The sequence below is a fragment of the Microcystis sp. M53598_WE2 genome (genome assembly GCF_030067735.1).
GTDB lineage: Bacteria > Cyanobacteriota > Cyanobacteriia > Cyanobacteriales > Microcystaceae > Microcystis > Microcystis aeruginosa.
The window spans coordinates 1-8794 of record NZ_JASJFE010000368.1 but is presented as its reverse complement, the minus strand read 5'-3'; the positions used below and the strand labels follow the sequence as shown (position 1 = coordinate 8794).

Sequence of the window (8794 nt, the reverse complement as noted above, 5' to 3'; positions counted from 1 at the left end):
TACCAGGCCGCATCATTGATCGATTTAGCTAAACAATGATTCTTGACTAAGTTCTTAATTCTTAAATCGACCTGGGCTATCACATCTAAGAAGCGAACTACGCACCTTGCTAACTTTACAGCAAAGTCTTTACGTTGCCTACTTATTTTAAGATGAGCCTTAGCCAATCTTTGTCTAGCTTTTTGACGATTTTTACTTCCCTTTTTCTTTTTAGATAATCGTCTTTGAAGTCGTTTTAATCTTTTCTCGGACTTTTTTAAAAATTTAGGATTGTCAACTTTATTACCTTCATGATCAGTATAAAAAGAAGCTAATCCCACATCTATTCCGATACACTTACCTGATGGTTTAACATCCTCTTTTACTTCACAAGAGAGAACAAATTGACAATAATAGCCGTCAGCACGTTTAATAAGCCTAACTCGTTTAATGTCAGACTGCTGAAAGTATCCTAAGTCCCAAGTCCCTTTTAGTTTAAGTGTTCCAATCTCCTTTTTATCACTGAAATGAATGGTTTTAGGGTTAAGAAGCTTCCATCCTGTTGTTTTGTATTCAACCGAGCGGGAAAACTTTTTAAACTGAGGATAGCCTTTCTTTCCGATTACCTTCTGCTTACAGTTGTCAAAGAAACGGGAAATAGAAGACCATGCCCTTTCAGCCGATGCTTGCCTTGCTTGAGAATTTAATTGACTAGCAAATTTAAAGTCATGGGACAAAACTCGACAATAAGCTGATAGATCATACTTATTTACACCTTTGTTGTCCATCCAATACTTTAAGCATTTATTACGGATGAATTGAGCGGTGCGGATAGCATCGTCTATAGCCTGATACTGTTTTAATTTAGCCTCAACTTTAAACTCTAGGACAAACATTTACTCTAAAATTTTAAGAATAAACTTATTTTAACACATTAAATATTAAACTGACAACCCATCACCTAAAAGCCGCCCTCTGCTACGCGGGCATGGCGGGGAACCTTAAACCCAAGTTTTCGGTAAGACAGGAGACAAGGCCACAACAGTTTGTCTTCTCTGAGGGATTCAGGTAGAAACCTCTACTCTGTCAAAGTTTATATCCAATCTTCCTCATCCCCTTTGTTTACCTCCCGCTCTTGGTTTTCATCCTGGGCGGGGGGCGTAATAATCCGATAATTGACATCGTAAACTTGCTCGGCTTTTTCCCCGCGAGTCTGTTTGGCCGTGCGGTAACTATAGGAATAAACTGAGCCAGTTTGATAACTGTCCTCTGGAGGCTTGACAAAATTCGCTTTTTCCCCATCAGCAACCCTAGGCGGGAATTCTTCCCGATCCTGAATGGTAGTCGGTTTTTCGGGGGGTGCATCAAAATTCCAATCATCACCGCTATCTCTTTCCCAATCGTTACCCGGTGGAGACGCGGCGCGATCTTGAATATAGGTAGGTCGGGGAGATGGGGGTGGGACTTGAGGATTATTGGCTATAGGAGGGGAGGCTTTTGGGGCAGCCAAAGGACGACCAAAACTATAGAGAAATTGCAGGGTTAAACCACTGATAATTCCCGCCAGGGTGAAAAGTAACACCCAGACAGCTAGGGGCAGTTTTACCGTCATAATACCGCCAAAAAAGACCAAAGTGATCGCCCCCAGATTCTGCCAGATCAGTAATCCGCCTACAGCGATCGCAAATAAGACCATAATCCAGCCCATTTTTACCTCCCTTGATTCAGTGATCAGTAAACAGTAAACAGTAAACAGTGATCAGGTATAAAGATAAAGATAACTAACTAACTAATTAACTTAAAACTTACATCTGATAACTTACATCTGATAACTTACATCTGATAACTGATAACTGATAACTGATAACTGATCAGTGATCAGTGATCACTGATCACTGATCACTGATAACTGTTAATGTCCTTGCCAGCGATTAATGGCCACACAATCGATATCTAACTGATCGAGGGTACGAGCGATGACAAAATCTACCAAATCCTCGATCGATTGGGGATGGTGATACCATGCCGGTATTGCCGGCACAATTCTAACGCCCGCCTCGGCTAAAGTGGTTAAATTACGCAGATGAATTAAACTAAAGGGGGTTTCTCGCGGCACTAAAACCAATTTTCTGCCCTCCTTAATCTGCACATCGGCCGCCCTTTCTAGCAAATCGGAACTTAATCCCCCCGCTAATTTGGCCACTGTACTCATGCTACAGGGAATAATTACCATACCAAGGGTGCGATAGGAACCACTGGCGATCGTTGCCCCCACATCACCCCAACGATGACAGCGTAGTTTTCCCCCTTCCATCACCCCGCATTGGCCGCGCCAAAATTGTTCTTGCAGCTCTGGTTCTGGAGGCATCCGCACATTATCTTCTGCTTGCCAGACAGTGTAAGCTGATTTGGAGGCCACTAGATCGATCATGTAGTCGGCTAAAAGTAGATATTTGAGAGTACGGACGGCATAAATCAGCCCTGATGCCCCCGTAACGCCCAAAATTAGCGGTTTAGATAATTCCTTCAAGCTCTAATTCCTCGATCAACTGTAATCCTCTCGGGTCGCCCACTTTTAATAAAGCACCCCTGGCATCTTCCTTGACACCTAAATCCTCATCTTCCACCAAGGCCTCGATCAAAGCATCGATCGCCGTGGCATAAATCACATTTAAGGGCAATTCTCGGCATAATTGACCGATCGACCAAGCGCAATTACTCCGCACCGCCGCGATTAAATCTCGACGCAATCCTTCAATTAAAGGCGGCAAGACGGTGATGATATCTTCATAATTGACCTTGGCAATCTGGGCCAAACTACTGGCAGCCCATAATCGCACCGCCGAAATATCAGTTTTGAGAGCATGAACCAAAGGCTCGATCGCTCTGCGCTCTCCGCAGTTACCCAGGGCCCAAACTACCCCTTTTCTGACGTAACCATTCCAATCTCTGGCCAGTAGCTCGATTAAAGGCTCCACGGCGCTAAGACTGGGATTTCTGCCCAAAGCGTAGGCGACACTGACACGCACTAGGGGACAGACATCGCTTAACATCTCCAGTAAAGGAGCGATCGCTCTTTCGTCACGCAATTCACAAAAGGCGCGGGCCGCGATCATTCTCTCGCTCACATGAGCAGAAGTAAGCAATAAGAGCATTTCCTCTGGATCGGGGGGGATTTCCGCTGCTAGGTCCGGATCGCTCCCATCGAGAGGATTATTTAAGGAGTTGTTAGAGTCTAGGATTTCATTATCGTACATACTTGTTAGATTATCTTAATCCGTGACCGCTTACGTCAAGCCAAAAATCAAAAAGTAGTTGCGGGTTGGGGGGACTTATCAGTTATCAGTTATCAGTAATCAGTTATCAGTGAACTGAAGATCCAAATCCGAGCGAAGATAGGCAGCCCGTATCATCACTGATAAGCTAAGACGCATTCTCACCGCCTATTCTTGCATTTACAAAACCTAGCAGAATAGGAGGTAAATACAGGGCTAATTTTATTGTTTTTCCGATGCCAAGACGCGGATTTGAACCGCGGACACGAGGATTTTCAGTCCTCTGCTCTACCAACTGAGCTATCTCGGCGTTTTTTTTGTCCTTTCTCAATATAGCACGCCCTCGAAATAATTGCAAGGTTTTTTTCTAAAAAGTTTTCTGCTCGACTAGATTGGCAAGGTGAGGGTAAAAGTGGTGACAGCGTTGGCACTGGTGACATCGATGGTGGCATTCAGGGGTTTAATCAGTTTGCAGACCAAAGCTAAACCTAAACCAGTACCACTGTAGCGCCAGGGATCTTGGCTAGGAATGCGATAAAAAGGGGCAAATATTCTTGATAATTCCTCTGGGGCGATTTCTACTCCTGAATTGCTCACACTAATTAATATTTGCTCATCCGCACGCCAGACATTTACCCTAATTATTCCTCGTTCTGGGGTATATTTAGAAGCATTGGTAAGTAATTCCGCTATTATGCGCTCGATATGACACAGACTGGTGTTAATCTCCGGTATATCCCCATCTATATCTAAAATTAACTGCTGTTGTCGCTCACGGGTGAGATGACGAAAAGGTTCCACTAATAAGGGTAGCCACGAAAGTAAGTCAATTGCTTCGATCGCCGGGGGTTCTGTTTCCGCATCCAGATAGGTTAAAGTCAACAGATCATTAACTAACTTACTCTGACGTTGAGATTCAATGTTAAGAATTTGCAACAGTTGACCGATCGAATCCTGTGGATCGATCTCGATCCCTTGATCTTCTAGGAGACTTTCTAGGGTTTCCACCGCTAGACGAATGCTGGTAATCGGGGTTCGCAGTTCATGGGAAAGGGTTTTCAGGAATTCGCTTTTTAATCTTTCCAGTTTTTCTAGTTCCCTCACTTGTGCTTGGGAAGATTCGTAAAGTCGCGCCTGTCGAATAGCGATCGCACATTCGGTGGCAATATGTTGAATCAAATTAGTTTCTAAGGAGTTAAAAATCTGATTAGCTGGTCGAATTAGCCAAAGATTGCCCAAAAAACCCTGATCGTCAAAGATAGCACAAGCGCAACGGTTAACACGACAGATTTGCGGATTGCCAAGGGGAAGATGATCGACAAATTGTAAAATTTGTTTGTGCAGCAGCGGTTGATATATTTCGGGAAAATCGCTAATTTGACGGGTAATTCCCTGACAGATAAGCTCTTGAGTGGTATATTCGTGGACAATGGTGGCTTTGCTGCGACTGGAATCATAAAGCTCAATTTGGGCCCTTTCTACGGGTAAAACCTGCACTAATTCCCTAGTGGTAGTTTGCAGAATATGATCTTCATCGAGACTATCGCGAATTTTTTCGGTAATCCGTCCGATTAATGCCTCATACTTCAAACTCATCTGCAATTCGGCGGTTCTTTGCTGCACCTCCGATTCTAAGGCAGTATTCAAGCATTTTACCCGTTGGTGCAGTTCTGCTTGTTGAATGGCAATTCCCACTTGAATGGCTAATTGTTTGAGCAGATCGATTTCTTGGGATTGCCAAGAACGAGTTTTTTGGCAATTTTGGCCAATTAGTAACCCCCAGAGTTGGTTATCGCAGATAATCGGCACCACCAAGTTAGCCTGTACTTGCAAAGAGGTTAGTAGGCTGCGATAACAGGGATCAAGTCCCGAATTATGGACATTTTCAATAACTTGAATTCTCCCGCGACGATAATTTTCCAGACGTTCTGGGGATAAATTAAAACAGGGATCCTGTATCCTGTTTCCTAAGACAGAATTAATCCTCGCAGTATGGGATTCCACCACAATCATGCCACTATGATCGGGGAATAAACGATAAATTAACACTCGATCGCAGTTGAGAAATTGTCGCACTTCTTTAACAGTTCTTTGCAAAATGCGATCAAGATCCAACGATTGCCGGATTCTTTCCTGCATTACCCCCAGTAGTTGTTCTCGTTCTGCTTGTAATCTTAAAGCTTCTTCGGCCTGTTTGCGTTCGGTGATATTGGTACTGGTTCCCACTAAACGATAGATGCGCGCATTGTTATCCCGTAGGGGTGTTAAAGTTGTTAGCCACCAGTAGGGTATATTTTGAAAAGGTAAATACTGTTCGTAGGAAATAGTCGTTCCGTAACGTACACAATCACTATAGTGTTGCCGCACACTACGCGCATCATCGGGGGGAAGGATCTGTTCGGGAGTTTTGCCTTTAATATCTGATGAGCGCAGTCCTGTCCAGCGTTCATGAACGGGGTTTGCCCCCACATAGCGAAAATCTCTATTTTCCAGCACGTCCACCACAAAAATCGACGCTTGCACGGAATTAAATATACTACGCAGAAACTGCTCGGAATCCTCCTCTTGTAGCTGTCCATCTAACTCGGTATCGATTGCTGATGGCTGCTTTTCCATAAGAGCCTCCCATTGTGCTAATTGGTGGATTTGGATCGATAATCACAAAATCGTTGGCTACTCCTAGAGCGATTTAATTATTTTTTAAGATTCTCGCACGAATTTTCCTATCCGCTGCCGATTTCGATATATTTCTTTGCAAAAACGAGAAAGCAACCCCAATATACTGAGATCGCTTATCAGTTATCAGTTATCAGTGACCAGTTATCAGTGATCAGGTTTAAGTTTTAAGTTAAGTAGCTGGTTATAATTAAATTAAAAATGGATTTTAGGTTCGATCCCCCCTGCCCCCCTTGATAAGGGGGGTGCCGATAGGCGGGGGGATCCCCCCTTAATCCCCCCTTAATAAGGGGGGCATCTGACAACTTTTAACGCCTACCTACTTATCACAATATAGTCAAGTAGGGTGCGTCAGACAATCCCTTGTTTTTAGGGAAAAAATCAAGAGCTAAATATTGCCGTAACGCACCACCAAGAAAAGTGTTTGGCTACTTTTATAAGCCGCTATGACGGAGGAGAGGCTCGGTACTAGGTTCGCGACCGCGGAAAGCTTTAAAAACATTCATAGGATGAGAACTTCCCCCCATAGCTAAGACAGTATCGCGAAAACGGCGGCCGATCGCTTTCACTGCTTCTTCGTTATCTAATCCCACTTCCTCGAAAGCGGCAAAAGCATCGGCGCTGAGAACTTCTGCCCATTTATAACTATAGTAACCCGCCGCATAACCGCCAGCGAAAATATGCCCAAAAGAACATAAGAAAGCATCTTCTGGTAGGGGAGGAATTATCGTCGTCGTCGCCGCTAAACGCTGTCTGACTTGTTTAGGAGTTTCGCCGCCATTGGGTTGATAACGATGGTGTAATTCCAAATCTACTAAAGACAAATGTAGCTGACGCAGCATAGCCGAACCGCTCATATAATTCTTAGCTAGGAGCAGTTTTTGATAGTAATGTTCGGGGAGAGTTTCACCGGTTTCGTAGTGTTTGGCCATACTCATTAAAGTAGGGCGATCATAACACCAATTTTCCATAAATTGACTGGGCAATTCCACCGCATCCCACTCAACGTTATTAATACCCGCTGCGCCGGAATAATCCACAGTGGTTAACATATGCTGTAAACCGTGGCCAAATTCGTGAAATAGGGTAGTTACCTCCTCAAAGGTCATTAAACTGGGGTTTCCGTCCACTGGAGGCGTTTGATTGCAGATTAAATAAGCCACAGGTAAACGCACCTCGGCACCAGTTTTGGCGCGACCGATACAGACATCCATCCAAGCACCGCCGCGTTTTTCGGCGGGACGACTGTAGGCATCGAGGTAGAAATAGGCGATTTTTTCGCCCTTTTCGTCGTTAATCTGGAAATAACGCACATCAGGATGCCAGATAGGTGCTTTACCGTCGGCAGCGATAATTTCCACCCCAAAAATCCGTTTAGCGAGGCTAAATATGCCTTCTAAAACCCGTGGTAGGGGGAAATAGGGGCGTAATTCCTCGGCACTAAAGTTAAACTTGGCCTGACGCTGTTTTTCTGACCAATAGGCTATATCCCAATGCTTGAGATCGTCGGTTCCCGCAAAAGTTTTTAAGGCCTCTAAATCCTGTTTTGCCGCTTCATAGCTTACTTGGCGTAAATTGTCAAGCAATTTCTCGATTTCATCCACAGAATTGGCCATTTTCCTGGCAAGACTGACCTCGGCGTAGGTACTATAACCTAGAAGATGGGCCTGTTCCTGACGAAGTTGCAAAATGCGATCGATTAAGGGATTATTATCCAATTCTCCCAGATCGGCCCGACTAACGTAGGCTTTATAGAGTTTTTCGCGCAATTCCCGATTATCGCTGTACTTCATAAAGGGGAAATAACTGGGAAAATCTAGGGTAATCACCCAGGGGCCAGTTTCGGTGCTGGCGTTAGTTTCTCCTTGGCCTCGGGCGGTTTGGGCGGCTAAACTAAGGAGACTAGGGGGTAAACCGGCGATATCTTCTGGGGTTGTTAGTTTCAGTTGAAAAGCTTTGGTGGCATCGAGGATGTTATTAGAAAATTTCGTGGTGATTTCCGCTAATTCCAGTTGAATCGCGTTAAATCTGTCTTTTTTCTCCCCTACCAATCCCACCCCAGCCAATTGGGCATCCCGCAGGGATGCTTCGACAATGCGCTGTTGTGCCTCGTCTAATTGCCCCCAGCTTTCCCCTTGGCGCAGGGACAAAAATGCCTCATAAATGGGTTTACTTTGGCTTAAACGGCTAATAAACTCGACTACCTGCGGTTGTACGGTTTCGTAAGCTTGACGCAATTCTGGGCTATTTTTTACCCCCATCAGATGACCGATAATCCCCCAACTCCAGCTTAAACGTTCTTCGATCCGGGTGAGGGGTTCGACTAATTTTTCCCAGGTGGGGGCAATCTGCGCTTCTAGATCGGTTAATTCTCTGGCCAGTTCCTGCAAAAGTTGCGTCATGCCAGGGACAATCAGGCCGGGTTGGATTTGGTCAAAAGCCGGTAATCCTTGACCGGCAAGCAGCGGGTTACTGGTGTTCGTCATAATTGTTGGTCTGGAAGGGTGGGTAATCTGTATCTTTTACTACCCTAACCCAAATCCCCGACCATCTATCCGGGCGATCGAACGCCGGAGCTTTTTCAGTGGGGTGTAGGGTGTGGGGTGTGGGGTGTGGGGTGTAGGGTGTGGGGTGTAGGGTGTAGGGAAAGAAACCTCTTTCATCTGTGGGGGTGAAAATTTTTTCATTGGGACTGCCTCTGTTGATCAAAGATAAGCAAAAATTATTTATTGACTGCAAAAACTTGAGAATATTTAAATTAACATTCCGCAATATTTATAAATCCTTAAGAATTAATTGAGAAAGATTATTATTTAACAACGATGTTGTGATGGTTACAGCGATTTGATAAAATTTCATAGTGG

Annotated in this window: 7 protein-coding genes and 1 tRNA gene; all 8 read right to left on the bottom strand. The window is 44.5% G+C overall.

Annotated elements, in window-relative coordinates; all coding sequences use genetic code 11:
• Nucleotides 1–875, bottom strand: an 875-nt coding sequence (locus tag PX636_RS07960; protein WP_288116682.1) for an RNA-guided endonuclease InsQ/TnpB family protein, incomplete at its 3' end; no start/stop codon positions are given.
• Nucleotides 876–1072: 197 nt separating this feature from the next.
• Nucleotides 1073–1687 carry a LapA family protein gene (locus tag PX636_RS07955; protein ID WP_004162490.1) on the bottom strand — a complete coding sequence of 205 codons (615 nt, stop codon included), beginning with the start codon at nucleotides 1685–1687 and terminating at the stop codon, nucleotides 1073–1075.
• A 204-nt stretch (nucleotides 1688–1891) separates the two neighbouring features.
• A complete protein-coding gene (locus PX636_RS07950) occupies nucleotides 1892–2509 on the bottom strand; it encodes a flavin prenyltransferase UbiX (RefSeq protein WP_004162491.1) in 618 nt (205 codons plus the stop codon).
• The gene (locus tag PX636_RS07945) at nucleotides 2493–3236 is read right to left on the bottom strand and encodes a HEAT repeat domain-containing protein (protein WP_288116681.1); all 744 of its coding nucleotides are present in this window, start codon (nucleotides 3234–3236) and stop codon (nucleotides 2493–2495) included. Before PX636_RS07945 ends, PX636_RS07950 begins: the two co-directional genes overlap by 17 nt.
• A gap of 255 nt (nucleotides 3237–3491) precedes the next feature.
• Nucleotides 3492–3564, bottom strand: a tRNA-Phe gene (locus PX636_RS07940).
• Nucleotides 3565–3641: 77 nt separating this feature from the next.
• Nucleotides 3642–5870 (bottom strand): sensor histidine kinase, encoded by a 2229-nt coding sequence (locus tag PX636_RS07935; RefSeq protein WP_288116680.1) that lies wholly within the window; start codon nucleotides 5868–5870, stop codon nucleotides 3642–3644.
• A 494-nt stretch (nucleotides 5871–6364) separates the two neighbouring features.
• Nucleotides 6365–8416 carry a M3 family metallopeptidase gene (locus PX636_RS07930; protein ID WP_002798473.1) on the bottom strand — a complete coding sequence of 684 codons (2052 nt, stop codon included), beginning with the start codon at nucleotides 8414–8416 and terminating at the stop codon, nucleotides 6365–6367.
• On the bottom strand, nucleotides 8400–8639 hold the full coding sequence (locus tag PX636_RS22845) for a hypothetical protein (RefSeq protein WP_502882858.1): 240 nt from the start codon (nucleotides 8637–8639) through the stop codon (nucleotides 8400–8402). Before PX636_RS22845 ends, PX636_RS07930 begins: the two co-directional genes overlap by 17 nt.
• Nucleotides 8640–8794: the final 155 nt, after the last annotated feature.